The sequence below is a fragment of the Erythrobacter sp. genome (assembly GCF_038133525.1).
Classification (GTDB): Bacteria; Pseudomonadota; Alphaproteobacteria; order Sphingomonadales; family Sphingomonadaceae; genus Qipengyuania.
The window spans coordinates 55,762-75,367 of the sequence record NZ_JAYPTL010000004.1; the positions used below are offsets into that span (position 1 = coordinate 55,762).

Annotated in this window: 20 protein-coding genes and 1 other RNA gene; 12 read left to right on the top strand and 9 right to left on the bottom strand. The window is 62.5% G+C overall.

Going from position 1 to position 19,606, the window contains the following annotated elements:
- Window positions 1-80: 80 nt before the first annotated feature.
- Window positions 81-845, bottom strand: a complete 765-nt coding sequence (locus AAFM29_RS01920) for a TorF family putative porin (RefSeq protein ID WP_341711136.1) — start codon at window positions 843-845, stop codon at window positions 81-83.
- A 283-nt stretch (window positions 846-1,128) separates the two neighbouring features.
- Between AAFM29_RS01920 and AAFM29_RS01925 the strand changes: the two genes are divergently transcribed.
- Window positions 1,129-1,932: a metallophosphoesterase gene (locus AAFM29_RS01925; protein ID WP_341711137.1), complete on the top strand. Its 804-nt coding sequence runs from the start codon at window positions 1,129-1,131 to the stop codon at window positions 1,930-1,932.
- Between the two features lie 20 nt (window positions 1,933-1,952).
- Here AAFM29_RS01925 and rnpB read toward each other — a convergent pair.
- Window positions 1,953-2,349, bottom strand: an RNA gene (gene rnpB, locus AAFM29_RS01930) — RNase P RNA component class A.
- Window positions 2,350-2,631: 282 nt separating this feature from the next.
- On the opposite strand from rnpB, the gene AAFM29_RS01935 reads away from it, so the two are divergent.
- Window positions 2,632-3,060, top strand: coding sequence for a hypothetical protein (locus tag AAFM29_RS01935; protein WP_341711139.1), 429 nt, complete (start codon window positions 2,632-2,634; stop codon window positions 3,058-3,060).
- A 62-nt stretch (window positions 3,061-3,122) separates the two neighbouring features.
- On the opposite strand, the gene AAFM29_RS01940 is transcribed toward AAFM29_RS01935, so the two are convergent.
- From AAFM29_RS01940 to AAFM29_RS01950, 3 genes are all read right to left on the bottom strand, one after another.
- Window positions 3,123-3,758 (bottom strand): N-acetylmuramoyl-L-alanine amidase, encoded by a 636-nt coding sequence (locus tag AAFM29_RS01940; protein ID WP_341711172.1) that lies wholly within the window; start codon window positions 3,756-3,758, stop codon window positions 3,123-3,125.
- A gap of 68 nt (window positions 3,759-3,826) precedes the next feature.
- Window positions 3,827-4,486 (bottom strand): histidine phosphotransferase family protein, encoded by a 660-nt coding sequence (locus AAFM29_RS01945; protein ID WP_341711141.1) that lies wholly within the window; start codon window positions 4,484-4,486, stop codon window positions 3,827-3,829.
- A 33-nt stretch (window positions 4,487-4,519) separates the two neighbouring features.
- Window positions 4,520-4,915 (bottom strand): M67 family metallopeptidase, encoded by a 396-nt coding sequence (locus AAFM29_RS01950; protein WP_341711142.1) that lies wholly within the window; start codon window positions 4,913-4,915, stop codon window positions 4,520-4,522.
- Window positions 4,916-4,931: 16 nt separating this feature from the next.
- On the opposite strand from AAFM29_RS01950, the gene AAFM29_RS01955 reads away from it, so the two are divergent.
- The 3 genes from AAFM29_RS01955 to AAFM29_RS01965 all read left to right on the top strand — a co-directional run bounded on the left by AAFM29_RS01955 (window position 4,932) and on the right by AAFM29_RS01965 (window position 8,501).
- The gene (locus tag AAFM29_RS01955; protein WP_341711143.1) at window positions 4,932-5,876 is read left to right on the top strand and encodes an RluA family pseudouridine synthase; all 945 of its coding nucleotides are present in this window, start codon (window positions 4,932-4,934) and stop codon (window positions 5,874-5,876) included.
- Between the two features lie 140 nt (window positions 5,877-6,016).
- Window positions 6,017-6,904, top strand: coding sequence for an RNA polymerase sigma factor RpoH (gene rpoH, locus AAFM29_RS01960; protein WP_371830703.1), 888 nt, complete (start codon window positions 6,017-6,019; stop codon window positions 6,902-6,904).
- A gap of 85 nt (window positions 6,905-6,989) precedes the next feature.
- Entirely contained in the window at window positions 6,990-8,501 is a 1,512-nt protein-coding gene (locus tag AAFM29_RS01965; protein WP_341711145.1) for a M28 family peptidase, read from the top strand.
- Here AAFM29_RS01965 and AAFM29_RS01970 read toward each other — a convergent pair.
- Window positions 8,498-9,832, bottom strand: coding sequence for an amidohydrolase (locus AAFM29_RS01970; RefSeq protein ID WP_341711146.1), 1,335 nt, complete (start codon window positions 9,830-9,832; stop codon window positions 8,498-8,500). The genes AAFM29_RS01965 and AAFM29_RS01970 overlap by 4 nt on opposite strands.
- A 108-nt stretch (window positions 9,833-9,940) precedes the next feature.
- Here AAFM29_RS01970 and mtgA point away from each other — a divergent pair, with 108 nt between their 5' ends.
- From mtgA to AAFM29_RS01985, 3 genes are all read left to right on the top strand, one after another.
- The gene (gene mtgA, locus AAFM29_RS01975; protein ID WP_341711147.1) at window positions 9,941-10,609 is read left to right on the top strand and encodes a monofunctional biosynthetic peptidoglycan transglycosylase; all 669 of its coding nucleotides are present in this window, start codon (window positions 9,941-9,943) and stop codon (window positions 10,607-10,609) included.
- A gap of 173 nt (window positions 10,610-10,782) precedes the next feature.
- On the top strand, window positions 10,783-11,685 hold the full coding sequence (locus AAFM29_RS01980) for a cation diffusion facilitator family transporter (protein ID WP_341711148.1): 903 nt from the start codon (window positions 10,783-10,785) through the stop codon (window positions 11,683-11,685).
- Between the two features lie 57 nt (window positions 11,686-11,742).
- The gene (locus AAFM29_RS01985) at window positions 11,743-12,237 is read left to right on the top strand and encodes a GFA family protein (protein ID WP_341711149.1); all 495 of its coding nucleotides are present in this window, start codon (window positions 11,743-11,745) and stop codon (window positions 12,235-12,237) included.
- Window positions 12,238-12,263: 26 nt separating this feature from the next.
- On the opposite strand, the gene AAFM29_RS01990 is transcribed toward AAFM29_RS01985, so the two are convergent.
- From AAFM29_RS01990 to AAFM29_RS02000, 3 genes are all read right to left on the bottom strand, one after another.
- Entirely contained in the window at window positions 12,264-12,953 is a 690-nt protein-coding gene (locus AAFM29_RS01990; protein ID WP_341711150.1) for an aspartate/glutamate racemase family protein, read from the bottom strand.
- Between the two features lie 79 nt (window positions 12,954-13,032).
- On the bottom strand, window positions 13,033-14,301 hold the full coding sequence (clpX, locus tag AAFM29_RS01995) for an ATP-dependent Clp protease ATP-binding subunit ClpX (protein ID WP_341711151.1): 1,269 nt from the start codon (window positions 14,299-14,301) through the stop codon (window positions 13,033-13,035).
- Between the two features lie 175 nt (window positions 14,302-14,476).
- Complete coding sequence (locus tag AAFM29_RS02000) at window positions 14,477-15,163, bottom strand: ATP-dependent Clp protease proteolytic subunit (protein ID WP_173212131.1); 687 nt, start codon at window positions 15,161-15,163, stop codon at window positions 14,477-14,479.
- 132 nt (window positions 15,164-15,295) lie between these two features.
- Between AAFM29_RS02000 and AAFM29_RS02005 the strand changes: the two genes are divergently transcribed.
- The 4 genes from AAFM29_RS02005 to nthA all read left to right on the top strand — a co-directional run bounded on the left by AAFM29_RS02005 (window position 15,296) and on the right by nthA (window position 19,576).
- Entirely contained in the window at window positions 15,296-15,919 is a 624-nt protein-coding gene (locus tag AAFM29_RS02005; RefSeq protein WP_341711152.1) for an ATP-dependent Clp protease proteolytic subunit, read from the top strand.
- Window positions 15,920-16,159: 240 nt separating this feature from the next.
- Window positions 16,160-18,256 carry a TonB-dependent receptor plug domain-containing protein gene (locus AAFM29_RS02010; protein ID WP_341711153.1) on the top strand — a complete coding sequence of 699 codons (2,097 nt, stop codon included), beginning with the start codon at window positions 16,160-16,162 and terminating at the stop codon, window positions 18,254-18,256.
- Window positions 18,257-18,347: 91 nt separating this feature from the next.
- Window positions 18,348-18,980, top strand: coding sequence for a nitrile hydratase subunit beta (gene nthB / locus AAFM29_RS02015; protein WP_341711154.1), 633 nt, complete (start codon window positions 18,348-18,350; stop codon window positions 18,978-18,980).
- Window positions 18,980-19,576, top strand: a complete 597-nt coding sequence (gene nthA / locus AAFM29_RS02020; RefSeq protein ID WP_341711155.1) for a nitrile hydratase subunit alpha — start codon at window positions 18,980-18,982, stop codon at window positions 19,574-19,576. Before nthB ends, nthA begins: the two co-directional genes overlap by 1 nt.
- Window positions 19,577-19,606: the final 30 nt, after the last annotated feature.

The following is a 19,606-nucleotide window of genomic DNA, read 5'->3' on the forward strand; positions in this document are numbered from 1 at the left end:
AAGGTCCGGGTCGTCACCACGGTCGACTTCGCTCTCGACTGAGCGAAGGAATGGGGGGCGGCGGCCCGCCCCCCTGGTACTCAGAAGCTGGCCGAGATCGTGGCGACCACGGCATCGTCGGTGAATTCGTTGATCGAAGGCCCTTCGACACCGACATAGGCGACACCGAATTCGAACGGACCATGCGCAACGCTGGCGCCGATCGACCAGTCGAGGCCGGTATCGTCGGCAGCACCGGCGAGCAGCGGCGGAGCAAGTGCACCGTCGGTGTAGCCGATGTGACCGGTCAGGGTGATCGGCGTGTTGGGGATGCCCACGCCAACGTCGGTGTAGACATAGAGGTTGTCGTCATCGCCGAGCGAATCCTGATCGGGCGAATAGCCGACGCCGAGCGTGGTTTCGACCGGACCGAGCGAGAAGCCGACCGACGCGAGGAACTCGTAATAGTTCACGTTGGCGCCGATATCTTCGGTCGGATAGACATAGTAGATCGCGCCCAGATCGATGCTGACGCCATCGGTGATGTCGCCGCTCCAGCCGCCGTAGATGTCGAGTTCCATGTCGCCATAGGCGTCGCCGCCACTGATCGACGAGGCCCAGGTGCCGACATAGAAGCCGCTTTCATGGGCGACGTCGAAACCGCCCTGAATGGCCGGGTCGCCGCTCGAGAGCGAAACGCCGCGGAAGCGGTAATCGCTCGTCAGCGCAACATTGCCCGAAAGCGTGAAGGCGCCGGCCGACGTGTCGTCGGTGGATTCATCGTCTTGCGCCATGACCGGCGCGGCGGAAAGAAGGCTCACCGTGGCGAGCGAAACGGCCATTAGGCCACGAAAGGACGTCAGCATTACAAACTCCTCAACGAGTGTCGCTTCGTCCCACCTGCGAATCCGTCGGGGCCTGGTTTGATCGGCTCCTCGTGCGGATACAGAAAGATTTGTGCATCGAACGGACCCACCGCGCAAGATATGTGTGGCAACATTTCGCATATGCAGCAAAAGCTGTGGTGTTTTCGCAACTGCAAGATTGGCGACTGTGCCGCGGTTGCCGCGCGGGCGGCTTGCGCCTATCTGCCCAGCGAGGTCGGCGCACGGGCGCAGGCCAGGGGATGGACCAGAATACAACCGCACAATGCTCCGATCGCTAGGCCAGCTATTCAAGGAGAAACCTGCCCCGCGCCGTCTGGCGTCGGTGCCTGCGGGCGAGCGGTATTACGTCATCGGGGACGTGCACGGCCGCCTCGACCTGTTCGAAGCGCTGATCGAGGCAGTCGAGGCGGACGACGCAGCTGCCGCAACAGCACAATCCACCGTGGTGCTGCTGGGTGACCTGATCGACCGCGGACCGAACAGCTCCGGCGTGATCGACCGTGCACGTGCCTGGACCAAGACCCGCACAGTTCGCTTCATCGCCGGAAACCACGAAGAAATGTTCCTGGAGTCCTTCGAGGACAAGGAAATGCTCCGCCACTTCATCAAGCATGGCGGCCGCGAAACGATCCTGTCCTACGGCATCAAGCGCAAGCGTTACAACGAGTTGACCATCAAGGAACTGCAGGGCGAGCTCGCCGAGCTGGTCCCTGCCAAGCACCGCAAGTTCCTGGGCGGTTTCGAGGACATGGTCATCGCGGGCGACTATGTCTTCGTCCATGCCGGGATCAACCCGAAGCGCCCGGTCGAAGATCAGAAGCAGTCCGACCTGCGCTGGATCCGCGAGCGCTTTCTCAAGCACACCGAACCCTTCAGCCACGTGGTGGTCCATGGCCACACGATCTTCGACACTGTCGAGACGACCGACCATCGCATCGGCATCGACACCGGCGCCTTTCGCAGCGGCCGCCTGACCGCGCTGGTGCTGGAAGGCACAACGCGCCGGACCATCCAGGCGGTCGAAACCGACGGTGCGATCGCGATCGACAAGACCGAACTCGCCTAGCACGCTAGGTTTCCGAGAGTGGTGCCAGGGGGCCTGTAAGCCGGGTTCTGTCCTGCCGACGGTATCCGATAACCGGACCGTATCCGCAGGGGCAGCCATTCGTCTGGGCCATGGATTGCTCCATGGCTCAAGCAGCCAACCCGGGCGGTCGATGCGAAACACACCTGCCTTGCGGCGCGCCGCCCCTATTCGGCCTTGCTCCGGGTGGGGTTTGCCATGCGGACCCTGTTGCCAGCGCCCCGGTGCGCTCTTACCGCACCCTTTCACCCTTGCCTGAGCCCTTTAGGGACCATCGGCGGTATACTCTCTGTGGCACTTTCCCTGGGGTCACCCCCGGCGGGCGTTACCCGCCACCCTTGCTTCGTGGAGCCCGGACTTTCCTCGCACCTTGCGGCACGCGGCTGCCCGGCCCCCTGGCGGGGACGCAAATAGGGTGTCGCGGAGGTTTCGCCAAGCAAAAGCCGTGTTGGACCAAATTTGGATTGGCCAGGCGGCGCCCCTGCAGGATGGAACACATGGAACAGGGTTCTGCGGAAGAAAGCGCCGAGGAAGCGTCGCCGTGATGAAGCGACGCCGGTTGAGGATGGTGGAGCAGCGAAATCCATGCTCAGGACTTGGCTTGAGGGATACTCGGTAGGAAAGCGCGAATGGCCCCTAGCGACCCGATTGCGGACCATTGGGTGCTTGGTAGAAGAGTGCATGTCTGAAGGATCATTCGCTCTCGACCTCACTGCCGACGGGGTGCATTTCGCCGAGTGGCAAACCGTAGTCCAAGATGACGATCTTGAGCTAGTGTCGATCAATCTGGCCAATGATCATTCGCTAGTAGCTACGTTTGCGTGCGAGCGCCTTCAAGCAGATGTTGTGTTTACCTTCTCCGATGTTCGGGCGTTCCGCGTCGTCGATGAGGGTGGATTGCTACAACTTTGGGCGGCATCGAAAAGCAACCCACGCCCGGCACAAACGACCTTCTGCGTGCGAGGCCACCAATGGCAATCGGAGAGCCCGCTCGCTTGGCTTCATGGGACTGACAAACCTTACTTCAGCTACATGATTGCCACTGATTGGGATTGTCTAGAGGTCGTTGCGTTTGATCCGCCTGAAGTTGGCGTGAAAGCCAAGCCATAGATCTTCAGTTGGATAGCGTTTGAATCTTATTGTCCGCTTTACACCCATCCCCGAGGCTCCGCCTACCGATGCGCGCCGCGGTCACGGTCTAGCAACAGCTGGAACAGGATCGCCCGTACCTCGCCGTCGATCTCGCCGTCGATCCTGCGGGGGCGCCAGCGGCGCTGGAACGCCTCGACCGCCTTATGCCCGTCGGTGATGTCATAACCGAAACGTTCGAGCGCGAGGTAGAAGGCGCCGTCATTGTCGAAGGGGTCGCCCAGTTCGATCTTTGGCGTCGGCAGGCATAGCCCGTATTCGGCCAATCGCTCCCACGGGAACAGTTCGCCCGGATCGAGCTTGCGTGCCGGCGCGACGTCGGAATGGCCGACCACATTGGCGCGGGGGATGTCGTGGGTCCGCACGATCCGCGCCAGCAGCGGCACCAGCGCCTCGAACTGCGCTTCGCTGAAGTCGCGATAGCCGTTGGTGTGGCCCGGGTGGTCGAGCTCGATCCCGATGCTGGCGGAGTTCACGTCGCGGGTACCGCGCCAATAGGAAGCGCCCGCGTGCCATGCGCGCTTGTCTTCCGCGACCATGCGGGTGACGGTGCCGTCTTCGGCGATCAGGTAATGGGCGGAAACCTTGGCTGCGGGATCGCACATCCGCTCGAGAGCGGCCTCGGGGCCCAGCATGTCGGTATAATGGATGACGGCCATCGTCACCGGTAGCGCGCGATCGTCGAAATTGGGCGAAGCGCGCTCCTGGTGGACGAGCTCGTCTCCCGTCACCCGATCAGCTCTCCGGATTGCGGCAGCACGGCGCCAAGGACCAACGCATCGGCCGAGCGGTGATACTGCAGCCCGCCACCGCTTTCCTGCGCCAGCAGCGATATCATATGCGCGGCCGCGGTGCGGCTGGACAATTCGGACCGGTCGAGCGTGCCGTCGAGCGCCTTGCCGATAGTCTCGTCAAAAGCGATCTTGGGTCCGGTCGCGCGGACCACGATTTCGGTGGCGCCATCGCGCACCTCGGCCCCGATATCGAGCGTCCCGCCGCGCACCAGCGCATCGATCGCAACCTGCGCGAAGTTGAGGAGCACTTTCACGGCAGGCTTGGCCAGCGTGCTGTCGGCCAGGGCCCAGTTGACCTCGACATTGGCCTTGTCCGCGACCAGGGCCTGGATCAGCGCCTTGGGTTCCTCGACATCGACCTGCTCGCCAAAGCCACCGGCAGCACCAAAGGCCAGGCGGAAGAACTTCAGCTTGTTGGTGCTGATCTTGGCGCTCTGTTCAAGCAACTGCATGACGTTGGCGCGCATTTCGGGGTCGGTTTCGAGCGCCAGCAGCTCAAGGCCGTTGGAGAGCGCGCCGACAGGGCTGAGCATGTCATGGCACAGGCGCGAGCACAGCATTGCGGCAAGGTCGATCGATTGGCGGTCGTCCATCGGGATCCCGGTGATGAAGTTTGCGGAGGTGTCTTAGCGAGGGCAAGCCACATAGGGAAGCGGGGCGAATCCTGCATCCCCCGAACGCCAGAATGTAACTCGCCCTGCCGCGACAATCGCCCACACCATCCCATCGCCCGCCGCCAGTTCCCGGTCGGTGACGGATGGCTCAGCGATACCGTTGGGGTGCGAATGGTAATAGCCGATGATCTGGGCCCCGCCTTCTCGCGCAGCGCGATGCGCATCGACGAGCGCCTGCGGATCGATTTCGAAATGGGTTTGCGGTGTGGGATGCACGTTGGTGGCGGGGGTACTGCCATCGATCCTGCCCGACGCCCCGAACAGCAGGCCACAGCACTCATCGGGATGGGATTGCTCCGTTTCGAGCAGTAGCCGATCGATCACCGCGCTTGAGACTTCGAGTGCCATCGCGCATGGCCCTAGCATGACCGAGCCAGAAAACATCACGGGAACTCTGACCAATGCGGGTCGCCTGGACAAGGTGCTGGCCGAGGCGAGCGGCTTGTCGCGCGAGCGGATCAAGGCGCTGATTGCCGATGGGGCGATCACAGTGGGCAAGACGCTCGCCACCAGCGGATCGGTGAAGATGCAGGCAGGCGCCCATTTCAGCATCGCCCTGCCCCCGCCCGAACCGCTTGCCACCGAGCCGCAGGACATTCCGCTCGACATCGTGTTCGAGGACGAACACCTGGTCATCGTGAACAAGCCGGCCGGGATGGTCGTCCACCCCGCGGCGGGCAATCCGGACGGCACGCTGGTCAATGCCCTGCTGTTCCACTGCGCGGGCAGGCTTTCGGGTATCAATGGAGTAGCCCGGCCGGGTATCGTCCATCGCATCGACAAGGATACGTCAGGCCTGCTGGTCGTAGCCAAGTCCGATGCCGCGCATGAAGGCCTGGCCAGGCAATTCGCCGACCACACAATCACCCGACGATATCTGGCGGTGTGTTCGGGCTATCCCAATCCGCGATCCGGGACCATTTCAGGACGCATCGGGAGATCGGACAAGGACCGCAAGAAAATGGCGGTGCTGCCGGATGATTCCAGCCGGGGGAAGCGCGCCGTCACGCAATACGAAACGCTACGGACGCTGGACCACGCAACCTTGATCGAATGCCGGCTGGAAACCGGGCGCACGCACCAGGTTCGCGTTCACTGTGCGTCAATCGGTCATCCGTTATTGGGGGACCCGGTCTATGGTCGCACGCCCAAATCCCTCAAGCCCGTTCTGGACCGACTCCAGTTTCGGCGACAGGCGCTACACGCCGCAAGACTCGGATTCATTCATCCTATCACGGGTGAAAGCTTGGATTTCCACGCTGATTTACCAGCAGATTTTCAGGAACTGATCGACGAAACCGCTCGTTGAAATCGATGAATCGCAGTGCAATTTTGACCGGTTTCCGCTATATGTAACCAGAGTGGCCCGAAAGCCGGATGCCCATCAGGGGTCCTGCAGCCGAGGTCGACGCTAGAAAGGTCAGGGTATACGTGAGCAATAACAAGTCCATGAGCGTCCCCGCGCTCGGCGGTGAGCAGAGCCTCAACCGCTATCTCTCAGAGATCAAGAAGTTCCCCGTGCTGACGGCTGAGCAGGAATACATGCTCGCCAAGCGCTATGCCGAGCATGAGGACCCCGAAGCTGCCGCGCAGCTCGTCACTTCGCACCTGCGGCTCGTGGCCAAGATCGCCATGGGTTACCGCGGTTATGGCCTGCCCGTTTCGGACCTCATTTCCGAAGGCAATGTCGGCCTGATGCAGGGCGTGAAGAAGTTCGAGCCCGATCGCGGTTTCCGCCTCGCGACCTACGCGATGTGGTGGATCAAGGCCTCTATCCAGGAATATATCCTGCGCAGCTGGTCGCTCGTGAAGATGGGCACCACCGCCGCACAGAAGAAGCTGTTCTTCAACCTGCGTCGGATGAAGAAGAACCTCGACGCCTATGAGGATACCGACCTTCATCCCGACGACGTGACCAAGATCGCGACCGACCTCGGCGTGCCCGAGCAGGAAGTGGTCAACATGAATCGCCGGATGATGATGGGTGGCGACGGTTCGCTCAACGTGCCGATGCGCAATGGCGAAGAAGGCAGTGGCGAATGGCAGGACTGGCTGGCCGATGACGGTCCGCTGCAGGACGAGCTGGTTGCCGACGCCGAGGAAGCCGACGTGCGCCACGAAATGCTGGTGGAGGCAATGGACAGCCTCAACGAGCGTGAGAAGCACATCCTGACCGAACGCCGCCTGACCGATAATCCGCAGACGCTCGAAGAGCTGTCGCAGGTCTACGACGTCAGCCGCGAACGCATTCGCCAGATCGAGGTTCGCGCCTTCGAGAAGCTGCAGAAGGCGATGCAGCGCATCGCCGGCGAGCGCCTGCTACCCGGAATGGCCTGATCCGCACAATCGCCCACGGGCGATTGACATCGACGGTGAACACTCCAGTCTCCCCCGGTCCAGCACGACCGGGGGAGACTGTCGTTTGAAGCCTGCGAAACTGATCTGCGCCCTGTTTGCCGGCACGGCACTGCTTGCCAACCACCAAGGCGAACCGACCGACCCCGAAACGAAGGCCTGGTGGAATCTCGCCACCGAACTGTCGAGCGATGCCTATGAGGGCCGTGCCAGCGGCTCGCCCGGACACGAGCGCGCAGCGGTGCTGGTAGCAAGCAAGCTGGCGGCCGCAGGCTTCCAGCCGCTGGGTGAGGACGGCAGCTGGTACCAGCGCGTCCCGCTCGAGGAGATCGCGGTATCCTTTGCGACCCTGGACGGCGAAGGGGGCAAGCTGCACCATCTCGATGACTTCATCGTACGCCCCCAGCCTGGACTGCCGCAAAGCGCAAGCTACGCGCTATCCTATCGCGGCTACTGCGGTGCGGGTGATCTGGGCGATGTCGCCGGTCGGGTGGTGATTTGCCACAACACGCGCCGCAGTGGGCTGCCTAGCGATCCCGAACGCGAAGCGGCGGTTCGAGCGGCTGGCGCTGCTGCGATCATTCAGATTGCCGATCCGGGCTTCACCATTGAGCCGCCCCGCTGGCCATTCGCCCATAACAAGGTCGTTTCGACGCCTGGAGAAATGCCAGCCGCCGACAGTTTCGTGTCGATCCTGCTGAACGCCGATGCGCTGGGCAAACTCGTGCCCGGACACGATGCCAAAGCACTCGTCGAAACAGGCGCTGCGGGTGAACCGCTTCCGTCCTTCGACGGTGGCACGATGCGGCTGACCACCGTGTTGCGCACCAGCCAGTACAGCTCGCCCAATGTGATCGGCTACCTGCCCGGCACCGATCCGGCGCTGGCGGACCAGGCGATCCTGCTCGGCGCGCACCTCGACGGTTATGGCTTCGGCCATGCGGTCGATGGCGATGCCATCTACAACGGCACGCTCGACGATGCAGCCTATGTCGCGCTTCTGCTGAAATTCGCCGAGTCACGGCAAGGCAAGAGGCTCAAACGACCCGTCATCATCGGCGCGTGGACGGGCGAGGAATTGGGCCTGCACGGATCGCGCTGGTTCGCCGCGCACCCCACCTGGCCATTGGCGAAGATCGCGGGCGTTCTGAACCTCGACCAGCTGCGACCGATCTTCCCGCTCGAACGGCTGACCACGCACGGGCGGACCGACAGCACCATGGGCGAACATGCGGCAGCGCTCGCGGCGAAATACGGCTTCGTGCTGCAAGACGATCCCGAGCCTGAGCGGCGACTGATCCTGCGCACCGACCACCGGCCCTTCATGGAGGCGGGTATCCCCTTCCTCAACTTCACCTTCGGCTTCGCGCCGGGAAGCGAGAGCGAGCGGATCTACCGCAACTGGTACCGCACCGGCTATCACAAGCCGCAGGACGACCCGCAACAGCTGATGGACTGGCAAGCGGCCCAGACCTTCAATCAGTTCTGGCTCGAACTGGCCGAACGTATCGCCGACGACCCGGCCAGCCCGCACTGGCACGAAGGAAGCGAGCTGGCCGGGAAATATGCGAAGGACTAGTTGCTCGGCGCGAGGTCGAGCACTGCCGCAATCATCGCCTGCGTCCCCAAGGTGACCGATTCCCGCGGGGCGATCTTGAACAATGGCGAATGGTGCGAGGGGACCGGCGGGCCCCCGTTCTTTTCGGCATCGAAGGCCGCCTGCGGCGTGCCACCGACGGAAAAGTAATAGCCCGGCACGTCCAGGTCTTCGGCAACGAAGAAGGCGAAATCTTCCGCGCCCATCGATGTCTGCTCATCGGGAAACAGCACATCGTCGCCGAAGGTGCGTTGCATTACGGCGTTGAGCCGCCGGGCCAGCGCGGGATCATTGTTGGTGACCGGCGTGCCTTCGACCACCTCGACCTTGGGCAGCTTGTCTTCGGGCAACCCATGCGCGCGGCCGATATTGACCGCAATCCGCTCGATCGCGGCGATGGTCTGCGCCCGCACCTTCTCTTCATTGGCGCGAACGGTGAGCTGGAGATCGGCGCGGTCCGAGATGATATTGTGCTTGGTGCCCGAATGGAACGAGCCGACCGTCACCACCACCGGCTGCAGCGGGTTGATCTCGCGACTGTCGATCGACTGCAAGGCGACGACGATCTGCGCGCCGATATAGACCGGGTCGCGGCCCGTGTCGGGCGCCGCACCATGCGCACCAATACCGGGTACGGTGATGTTGACCGAATCCGCGCTCGAGCCGACCAACAGTTCCGGCCCGACCAGTTTGCCGGTGGGAACTTCGGCAGCGACGTGGAAGGCCAGTGCATAGTCCGGCTTGCCGAACCGTTCATAGAGCCCGTCCTTGAGCATTGCGACCGCACCACCCACGCGCTCTTCGGCCGGCTGCACGACGAACATCAGCGTGCCCGACCATTGGTCCTTCATGGCTGCCAGTCGCCGCGCCGAACCAACCATTGAAGTAATGTGCACGTCATGGCCGCAAGCGTGCATGACCGAATATTCCTGGCCATCCTGGCCCGTCTGGGTGACCTTGGAGGCATAGGGGAGTCCCGATTTCTCGGGCAGCGGCAATCCGTCCATATCGGCGCGCAGCAAGATCAGCGGTCCCGGCCCGTTGCGCAGCATCCCGACCACGCCCGTGCCCCCAACTCCCTCGGTCACTTCCAGCCCGGCAGCGCGAAGTTCCGCCGCCATGCGCTTGGCCGTGTTGGTCTCGAGGAAGGAAAGTTCCGGATTGGCGTGAAAGTGCAGGAACAGGTCTTCAAGGTGGCCGTCGTAGTCGGCCTCCACCGCTGCGGCGACACCCGCTGGGTCGGCATTGGCCGGGCTGGAACCCAATGCGAGTGCCAGCGCCGCGCCCACCAGAATGTTGCGCCTGTATCCCATAAAACCCCGCTCCTATTCGTGACAAATCGAGGGGGATCAAAGCACGCGCCGCGCAGCGCGGCAAGCGACACGATTGCACGCGGGAAAGGCCGCGGTTAAGTCGCGCGAATGCGCCGCGTCACCCGCTTCCTGTTCAAGGCCCTGCTGGGCTTCATCGGCCTCAGCCTTGCCCTGGTCCTGCTCTTCAAATTCGTGCCCGTGCCCGTCACGGCGACCATGGTCATGGACGGCAATGGCATAACCAAGGACTGGGAATCGCTTTCGAATATCGACCGCAACATGGTGCGCGCGGTGATCGCCAGCGAAGACGGCAAGTTCTGCAGCCACGACGGCTTCGACCGCGAGGCAATCGAGAAGGCGATCGAGAACAATTCGAGGGGCGGCCGGATCAAGGGCGGCTCTACCATCAGCCAGCAGACCGCCAAGAACGTGTTCCTGTGGCAGGGCGGCGGGTATTTCCGCAAAGGTCTGGAAGCCTATTTCACCGTGCTGATCGAGAAGATCTGGGGCAAGCGGCGGATCATGGAGGTCTACCTCAACGTCGCCGAGACAGGCATCGGTACCTATGGGGTCGAAGCGGGCGCGCATCGCTATTTTGGTAAGTCCGCCGCCAGCCTGACCCCGCTCGAGGCCGGGCGAATGGCGGCAGCCCTGCCCTTGCCCAAGCAACGATCGGTCAAGAACCCAACCGGCTGGTTGCGGCGGCACGGCAATTCGATCGCCGCCCGCGTTGGGGTGGTGCGCCGCGACGGCCTCGACTCCTGCATCTACGAATAGGCTGGACAAACAGAGACTTGCGCAGTGATTCGAGTTTTGTATGATATAACATTGCAAAGTATGATATTCTATATCTAACTGATTTCGCTTGATTTTCCCCGTTGGCGGCGGGATCGCTTGGTTCTTGGGGTGGATTCGCACGGCAGCGGATCGAACGGAAGGAAGCAACCGGTTTGGGGCACGGGCATTCTCATGATCATGGGCACAGCCATGCGCCGGCGGACTTCGGCCGCGCCTTCCTGATCGGGGTTATCCTCAACACAGGTTTTGTCGCGGTCGAGGCCGCCTATGGCTGGATCTCCGGCTCAATGGCGTTGATCGCCGATGCGGGCCACAACCTGTCCGATGTCCTCAGCCTGCTGGTTGCCTGGGGCGCCAGCGTCGCTGCCAAGCGCCCACCGTCCGACCGCTTTACCTATGGTTACAAGAGCTCGACCATCCTGGCGGCGCTGGCCAATGCCGGCCTGCTGCTGGTCGCGATCGGGGCAATCCTCTTCGAAACACTCCACCGCATGGCGGAACCACCTGCCGTCCAGGGTGAAACGATGGTCGTCGTCGCGGGTATCGGGATCGTGATCAACACCGCCACCGCCCTGCTGTTCCTTCGCGGGCGGCATCACGATATCAATATCCGGGGCGCCTTCCTGCACATGGCGGCGGATGCACTGGTTAGCCTGGGCGTCGTGGTTGCGGGCATCGCCATCATCGCCACCGGATCGCGCTGGATCGACCCCATTGTCAGCCTCGCGATCGTGGCGGTGATCGCATGGGGAACCTGGGGGTTGCTCAAGGACAGTGTGGCGATGAGCCTGCTTGGCGTTCCCAAGGGCATTTGCGAACGTTCGGTGCGGACATACCTCGCCGGGCTGCCGGGCGTGAACGCGGTGCACGACCTGCACATCTGGCCAATGAGCACGACCGAGACAGCGCTGACGGCCCATCTGGTGATGCCCGCGGGCCACCCCGGAGACGAATTCCTTCACGAGATCGCGCATGAACTGGCGCACCACCACCGCATCGGCCACGCGACGATCCAGGTCGAAGTCCAGCGGGGCGAATGCAGCGCCGGTTGCTAGCTTTACGGGTTCGCTAGCGCAGAATAGTGCCTATCGCGGCAATCGGAGGGGATCGACATGGCAGAGCACGAACGAAGCGGCGGGTGCGGGTGCGGCCACGTGCGCTACAGCGTCTTGGGCGATCCGATCTTCACCAACAACTGCCATTGCACCCAGTGCCAGCACCAGACCGGCTCAACCAGTGTCGTCAATGCGTTCTACGAGGCTGCCCGGATTAGGCTGGAGAGCGGCGAGTTGGCCGAGCATGTCGTAACCGCCGGCAGCGGCGGGCCGCATACGATTTGCCGATGCAGCGAATGCGGTGCAGCCCTGTGGAGCTATTACCCGAGGCTGGGACGACTGGGCGCCGGGATCAGGGTCGGCACGCTCGACGAACCCCAGGCCCTGGTCCCGGACGCGGTGGTCCATATGCGCGAGAAAATGCCCTGGGTCACGCTACCCGAAGGCATCCCGGCGTTCGAAACTTACTACGACTACCGCGAGCTACTGCCGCAGGAGCGGGTCGCACGCATGGACGCACTGATTGCGCAGAGTGCAGCGGGCAACGGCTAGCCACTGCGCGCCCCGGCGGTCCATCGCTACGATCCTACGAAATCTACGGCGGCCGCGGCGTGAAGCGCCGTGGTATCGAAGATGGGCAGGCAGGAATCGCCCTCACCCACCAGCATCATGATCTCGGTACAGGCGAGCGCAACCGCATCAGCACCCCGCCCCGCCATCTCACCAATCGCGGCCGAATAAGCGGCACGGGATTCATCCCTGACCACCCCGGCACACAGCTCGTCGTAGATGACCCGATCAATGATCTCGCGATCGGCCGCCTGCGGCAGGATCACTTCGAGGCCCTTTGCCGCTAGTCGTTCGGCATAGAAGGTTTCGTTCATGGTGAAGCGCGTGCCCATTAGGCCGACGCGCCGGTGCCCGGCTTCGACAAGCGCATTTGCCAGTGGGTCGGCGATATGCAGCAGCGGTATCGGCGCAGCCTCCGTCACCGCATCGGCGAGCTTGTGCATGGTATTGGTGGCGATCAGCAGCCCCTCGGCGCCGGCAGCGTGAAGCCCGCGCGCGGCAGCGGCCAGGGATTGGCGCAACGCCGTCCATTCGCCAGCCGCCTGCATTGCGGCAATCTGGCCGAAATCGAAGCTGTGAAGGATCAGCGGTGCCGATGCCACGCCCCCCAGTCGTGCCCGAACCCCCTCATTGATCAGACGGTAATAATGCGCGGAACTCTCCCAGCTCATTCCGCCGATCATTCCGAGCGTTCGCATATCTCAGCCCCATAATGAAAACGCGCCGCAGATCCTGAGATGCTGCGGCGCGTCCTGAATTTCCGATGATTACGGAGGCCTAGGCCGCCGCTTCCTTCTCGTCCGACTTGCCGCCATGGACCTGTACCGGGTCCTTGCGGCCGTCGACCACGTCCTTGTCGATCACGATCTCTGTTACGCCATCCATATCGGGCAGGTCGAACATCGTATCGAGCAGCAGGCCTTCGACGATCGACCGCAGGCCACGGGCGCCGGTCTTGCGCTTGATGGCCTTTTCGGCGATTTCCTTCAGCGCCTCGTCGGTAAAGGTCAGCTGGACGTCCTCGAGCTCGAACAGCTTCTGGTACTGCTTGACCAGCGCGTTCCTGGGTTCGGTCAGGATCGTGACCAGCGCTTCGACATCGAGATCGCGCAGCGTGGCGATGACCGGCAAGCGGCCGACGAATTCGGGGATCAGGCCGAACTTGAGCAGATCTTCCGGTTCGCCCTTCTCGAGCAGTTCGCCCACGCGACGCTTGTCCGGATCGGCGACATGCGCGCCAAAGCCGATCGAGCGCTTCTGCAGGCGATCGGCGATGATCTTTTCAAGGCCGGCGAAGGCGCCACCGCAGATGAACAGGATATTGGTCGTGTCGACCTGCAGGAATTCCTGCTGCGGATGCTTGCGGCCACCCTGCGGCGGAACCGAAGCGGTGGTGCCTTCCATCAGCTTGAGCAGCGCCTGCTGCACGCCTTCGCCCGACACGTCGCGCGTGATCGAAGGATTTTCCGCCTTGCGGGTAATCTTGTCGATTTCGTCGATGTAGACGATGCCGTGCTGCGCCTTCTCGACGTTGTAGTCGGACGCCTGGAGCAGCTTGAGGATGATATTCTCGACGTCCTCACCCACGTAGCCGGCCTCGGTCAGCGTGGTGGCATCGGCCATGGTGAAGGGCACGTCGAAGGTGCGCGCCAGCGTCTGCGCCAGCAGCGTCTTGCCCGAACCGGTGGGGCCGACCAGCAGGATATTCGACTTGGCGAGTTCGACGTCGCCCGCCTTGCCGCTGTGCTTGAGCCGCTTGTAGTGGTTGTGCACCGCGACCGAGAGCACGCGCTTGGCACGGTCCTGGCCGATCACGTAATCGTTGAGCGTCTCGAAGATTTCTGACGGCGTCGGAACGTCGCCTTCCTTCTTCCCGGCGATCCCGGCCTTGGTCTCTTCACGAATGATGTCGTTGCACAGCTCGACGCATTCGTCGCAGATGAACACGGTGGGTCCCGCGATCAGCTTGCGCACTTCGTGCTGCGACTTGCCGCAAAAGCTGCAATACAGCGTTGATTTGCTATCGGTTCCGCTCAACTTCGTCATTTCCTAACGTCTTCCCCGCGCCCGATCGGAGGAGTCCCGACTGTAAGGCGCATGGGGATTGGGTCAATATCCAAGGTAATCCCTACCCCTTGCCACAATCTGAAGCGGCAAGGTTGCCGAATTCCTACGGCAAATCTGCAACAGTCCCGCGCGGGCACACCCCGCGCCGGCCTGATCAGTCGGCCGTATCGGCCGAACCATCGCTTTCATTCTCCGGCCGCGTTTCGAAGACCTTGTCTACGATCCCGAACTTCATCGCCTCTTCGGCGTCGAGGAAGGTGTCGCGATCCATCGCCTTCTCGATCTCGTCGAGCGAACGCCCGGTGTACTTCACGTAGAGCGCATTCATCCGCTCGCGAATACGCAGGATTTCGCGTGCCTGGATCTCGATGTCCGATGCCATGCCACGTGCGCCGCCCGACGGCTGGTGGACCATGATCCGGGCGTTCGGCAGCGCGATGCGCATGCCCGGTTCGCCCGCGGCGAGCAGGAAGCTGCCCATGCTGGCGGCCTGGCCCATACACACGGTCGACACGCGCGGCTTGATGTATTGCATGGTGTCATGGATCGCCATGCCGGCGGTCACCACGCCGCCGGGCGAATTGATGTACATGCTGATCGGCTTCGACGGGTTTTCGCTTTCGAGGAATAGCAGCTGCGCGGTGATCAGCGAAGCCATGCCATCTTCGACCTGTCCGGTGACGAACACGATGCGTTCGCGCAGCAGGCGGCTGAAGATATCGAAGCTGCGTTCGCCGCGGCTCGTCTGCTCGACGACCACCGGCACCAGCGCGCCCGTCACGGGATCACGGGTGAACTGGCCTTGGGTAGCGTAAGCGTCGGTGCCGAACAGGTCGATCATGAAGGGTCCTTTGTCTTTGCGGCGTATATCTGTGCTACCGCAGCACGGTTCAAGGCTTGAATCGCGCGATATCGTTGCGATGTGGTGCACGTAGCGGTAACCCGCACACCAGATCAACACGAGGTCCCTACCATGTCGTCAACTGTCTTCTCTTCGTACACCCCCGTCCGCGCCGACGAAGAAGAGGAGGGCGGCGAAGGCAGCAGCATTCGCGCCGCGATGGTGGCCAAGTTCCTCGAAGCCCGCACGGTGATGCTGTTCGGCGGGGTCGACCAGAAGCTGGCCGAACGCGTGTCGATGCAGCTGCTCTATCTGGACCACCTGTCGCACGACCCGATCAAGCTGATCGTCAATTCGCCGGGCGGCCATGTCGAATCGGGCGACACGATCCATGACCTCATCGGCTACATCAATTCGCCCGTGGCGATCATCGGCACCGGCTGGGTGGCCAGCATTGCAACGCACATCTTCCTGAGCGTACCCAAGGAACGGCGCTTCTGCCTGCCGAACACGCGCTTCCTGATCCACCAGCCGTCGGGCGGCGCAGGTGGCCGTGCATCGGACATCGCCATCCAGGCCCAGGAAATCGTCAAGATGCGCGAACGCATCGCGCACAAGATCGCCGATGCCACCGGCCAGAAGTACGACAAGGTGATCAAGGATATCGACCGCGATTACTGGATGAGCACCGACGAAGCGAAGGACTACGGAATCCTCGGCACGGTGATCCAGCGCGCCAGTGAAGTGACCTTCTGACGCTCTCGGCAGACCAAGATTAAGTTACTGAAATTAAGACGTTCAATAAGGGGTGCGGCTTGGCAGTAGGCTGAGCCGCACCCCTTGTCGCTCGTCAGGCAAGGATCGCCGTTCGCAGACCCGCGGGACTCATTCGTCGGGCAGGATGCGGCTCCGGTCGAGGCTCGATTCCGTCTTTCGCTTACAAGCGTAAACGCCCCGTTAGATCCATGAAGGATCCCGATGGGGAGACCAATTCGAATGCCCGATTTCCGTGCTGCCACGGCCGCCAGCTTCATTGCCTTGCTGGCCCTGAACCCCGCCCCCTTGATGGCAGCAGCCGATGCCGAAATCGGCGTGGTCGACGTAAAGGATACGCCCACCGCGGGCGCACAGGTTTACGAACCCACCTATTTCGAACGCTACGCGCCGCGCAATGCGCTCGACATGCTCCGGCAGGTTCCCGGTTTCACTATCGACGAAGGCGCTGCCCAGCAGGGCGCGCGCGGGTTGGGCCAGGCCAGCGCCAATGTGCTGGTCAATGGCGCCCGATTCTCGAGCAAGTCGGACAGCATCCGCGACCAGTTGAGCCGCATTCCGGTGGGCGACGTGGTGCGCATCGAGATCGTCGACGGCAATTCGCTCGATATTCCGGGCCTGAGCGGCCAGGTCGCAAATGTCGTGGTCAATGCCACGGGTACATCGGGCCAGTTTCGCTGGCTCACCGGCTTTCGCCCGCACAACACAGAAGCACAGCTCTATGGGGGCGAAATCTCGCTTACCGGCAAGACCGGTACGCTCGATTACGCGGTGTCGTTGAGCAACAACAACAACCGCTTCGGTGCCGATGGCCCGATCGTCCTGAGAGACGGCGAAGGCGACCTGATCGAAACCCAGTTTTCAAAGGCTTCGGGCAAGTTCGACAATCCGCGCTTGTCGGGTAACTTCACCTGGACCCCGTCAAGCGACGTAGTCGCCCACCTCAACCTGAAGCGCGGCGCGGATTACTACTCCGAGAACATCACCGAACTCGCCACGCCGGTAACGGGCCCCGAGCGCGACCGATCCATTCGCAATACCGAGGACGGGCCCGCGCATGAGATCAGCGGCGATATCGAGTTCCCGTTCGGGCCCGGCAAGCTCAAGCTCATCGGCCTCGACCGGTACGAGCGCGACAATTTCGTCAGCACATTGGTCGACAGCTTCGGCGACGGCTCGCCGACGACCGGCTTCCGCTTCGAACAGACCAATGGCACGGGCGAGCGGATTGGCCGCTTCGAATATGGATGGAACATGTTCAAGGCCGATTGGCAGATTTCCGGCGAGGCGGCTTTCAACCGCCTGAAGCGGCAGTCTTCGCTGTTCGAGCTCGATCCCAACGGCCAGTTCCAGCGCCTCCCCTTCGACGCTGGCAATGGCGGCGTTACCGAGGATCGCTATGAGACCATCCTCAGCTTCTCGAAGCAGCTGACCCAGAAGCTCTCGCTGCAGGCAACCGGCGGGTTCGAATATTCGAAGATCGAACAGACCGGTTCGGCGGCCAATTCGCGCTCTTTCACGCGACCCAAGGGATCGCTCTCCCTGTCATGGAAGCCCGCCGACGATTTCGACATTTCCGTGGAGGTGCGCCGCAAGGTCGGCCAGCTCAGCTTCAGCGACTTCCTCGCCAGCGTGAACCTCGACGACAACAACACCAATGGCGGCAATAATGAGCTCCAGCCCGACCAGAGCTGGAACGTCGAGCTGGAGATGAACAAGAATTTCGGCCCTTGGGGTTCGGCCAAGCTGCAGGTTCGCCAGGCCTGGTTTCAGGATTTCGTCGACTTCTTCCCGCTATCCAACGGCGGCGAGGCACGCGGCAATATCGGCGACGCCAAGCGGTTGCATGTCGAACTGTCGGGAACGATCAAGTTCGATCCGATCGGGTTCAAAGGTGCGCAGGTCAACTTCACCGGGGTCAAGCGCTGGATGGACGTCACCGATCCATTCACCGGTCTCAACCGCGGCTTCTCCTTCGATCTCGACTCACAACTCGATGTCGACTTCCGTCACGACATCCCCAGCAGCGACTGGGCCTGGGGCATAGGCCTGTTTACCTTCCGTCCCGTCGAGTATTCGCGCCGGTATGAAGTCGGGCGCTATTGGGAGGGCCCGACCTTCGCGGACATCTTCCTCGAGCATAAGGACGTGTTCGGGATGACCGCCAAGCTTCAGGTCAACAACATACTGGGTGCGCGCAACAAGGGTTGGCGGACGGTCTATGACGCTTCGCGCCCCGATGGCGATGTACTCTTCACCGAAGTGCAGAACCGCCGCATCGGGCCCATCTTCCGCATGACCTTGAGCGGGAATTTCTAGGCCCGGGACGCCTTCCGGCTGATTGACTCGCTCAATTGGGCAATAGTAGCTAATCGGGGTGGGGACACTCCGATTAGGAGCACCGCAAGCTATGGATGGCGTTCACGATTTAGGCGGCAAGCACGGCTTTGGGCCGATCGATTACGATACCAAACTGCCCCCGCTTCACGAGAAATGGCAGGAAACCGCCTTCGCACTGATGATCGCGACCGTGGCCTTGATGCGCAATCACACGGCCGACGCCTATCGCCATTCGGTCGAGCGGATGCGGCCGAGCCACTATTTCGCAGCGACCTATTACGAGCGTGTGCTTACGGGCGTTGCAACGCTGCTGGTCGAGCGGGGCGTGGTAACCCATGCAGAGCTTGAAGCGCGCGCTGGCGGGACCTTCCCCCTGGCTTTGCCCGTGGCGGACAATCCCATGGCCGATTTGCCGCCCCAGCCGAAGCAACGGTTCATCGTCGGCCAGCAGGTACGCGTCCTCGATTTCCATCCGCGTGGCCACACCCGCGCGCCCGGTTTCTGCCGCGGCAGGCGCGGGACCGTGCTGCATGTCGCCCCGCCCTTCACCTTCCCCGACGCGTCGGCCCACGATGGCTTGCAGCGCAAGGAACACACCTATCACGTCGAATTCACTGCTCAGGAGCTATGGGGAAGCGACGGGGGAATGAACGAAAGCGTCGTGGTCGACCTGTGGGATTGCTACCTGGAAGGGGTCGAATAATGGAACGTTCCGAACCAGCTCCAATCGCCGCGCGTGCAGAGGCGGTAAGGTCGGCGATAATCGACAAGGGTATCCTCACCGCCGAGGCATTCGACGGGGTCGTGCATCTGGGAACCGAAGAATGGAAGCCTGAAAACGGCGCGCGGGTGGTGGCGCGTGCCTGGACCGATCCGGCATTCCGAGCCCGCCTGCTGCAGGACGGAACTGCAGCCTGCGCCGAGCTCGGCTATTCAGGCGCGGAAGGGCATTATATCGTTGCGCTGGAAGACACGCCCGAACGCCACAATGTGATCGTGTGCACGCAGTGTTCCTGCACTGCCTGGCCGGTCCTTGGCCTCCCACCCGATTGGTACAAGAGCCCCGAATATCGCGCCCGCGTCGCCCGCGAGCCGCGCGGGGTATTGCGCGAACTAGGGCTCGACCTCGGCGAAGACATCGCCATCCGCGTCTGGGAAACCAGTGCCGAAACCCGCTATATGGTTATTCCCGTCCGCCCGGAGGGAACCGATGGCTGGAGCGAGGATGAACTGGCCGCATTGGTCAGTCGCGAAGCGCTCATCGGGACCGCATTGGCAGATCGGCCGCCACAGGATTAGGTCAACCACCACTGCGTGGCATCTGTAGTA

Bases quoted from the DNA above. Each gene is read 5' to 3' on its own strand.
- clpX (WP_341711151.1), bottom strand. From the start codon at position 14,301: ATGACGAAGTTGAGCGGAACCGATAGCAAATCAACGCTGTATTGCAGC.
- AAFM29_RS01985 (WP_341711149.1), top strand. From the start codon at position 11,743: ATGGCAGAGCACGAACGAAGCGGCGGGTGCGGGTGCGGCCACGTGCGC.
- AAFM29_RS01940 (WP_341711172.1), bottom strand. From the start codon at position 3,758: ATGGCCGTCATCCATTATACCGACATGCTGGGCCCCGAGGCCGCTCTC.
- AAFM29_RS01935 (WP_341711139.1), top strand. From the start codon at position 2,632: ATGTCTGAAGGATCATTCGCTCTCGACCTCACTGCCGACGGGGTGCAT.
- AAFM29_RS01950 (WP_341711142.1), bottom strand. From the start codon at position 4,915: ATGGCACTCGAAGTCTCAAGCGCGGTGATCGATCGGCTACTGCTCGAA.
- AAFM29_RS02000 (WP_173212131.1), bottom strand. From the start codon at position 15,163: ATGATCGACCTGTTCGGCACCGACGCTTACGCTACCCAAGGCCAGTTC.
- nthB (WP_341711154.1), top strand. From the start codon at position 18,348: ATGGATGGCGTTCACGATTTAGGCGGCAAGCACGGCTTTGGGCCGATC.
- nthA (WP_341711155.1), top strand. From the start codon at position 18,980: ATGGAACGTTCCGAACCAGCTCCAATCGCCGCGCGTGCAGAGGCGGTA.
- AAFM29_RS01970 (WP_341711146.1), bottom strand. From the start codon at position 9,832: ATGGGATACAGGCGCAACATTCTGGTGGGCGCGGCGCTGGCACTCGCA.
- AAFM29_RS01990 (WP_341711150.1), bottom strand. From the start codon at position 12,953: ATGCGAACGCTCGGAATGATCGGCGGAATGAGCTGGGAGAGTTCCGCG.
- AAFM29_RS02005 (WP_341711152.1), top strand. From the start codon at position 15,296: ATGTCGTCAACTGTCTTCTCTTCGTACACCCCCGTCCGCGCCGACGAA.
- AAFM29_RS01920 (WP_341711136.1), bottom strand. From the start codon at position 845: ATGCTGACGTCCTTTCGTGGCCTAATGGCCGTTTCGCTCGCCACGGTG.
- AAFM29_RS01925 (WP_341711137.1), top strand. From the start codon at position 1,129: ATGCTCCGATCGCTAGGCCAGCTATTCAAGGAGAAACCTGCCCCGCGC.
- mtgA (WP_341711147.1), top strand. From the start codon at position 9,941: ATGCGCCGCGTCACCCGCTTCCTGTTCAAGGCCCTGCTGGGCTTCATC.
- AAFM29_RS01945 (WP_341711141.1), bottom strand. From the start codon at position 4,486: ATGGACGACCGCCAATCGATCGACCTTGCCGCAATGCTGTGCTCGCGC.
- AAFM29_RS02010 (WP_341711153.1), top strand. From the start codon at position 16,160: ATGCCCGATTTCCGTGCTGCCACGGCCGCCAGCTTCATTGCCTTGCTG.
- AAFM29_RS01955 (WP_341711143.1), top strand. From the start codon at position 4,932: ATGACCGAGCCAGAAAACATCACGGGAACTCTGACCAATGCGGGTCGC.
- rpoH (WP_371830703.1), top strand. From the start codon at position 6,017: ATGAGCGTCCCCGCGCTCGGCGGTGAGCAGAGCCTCAACCGCTATCTC.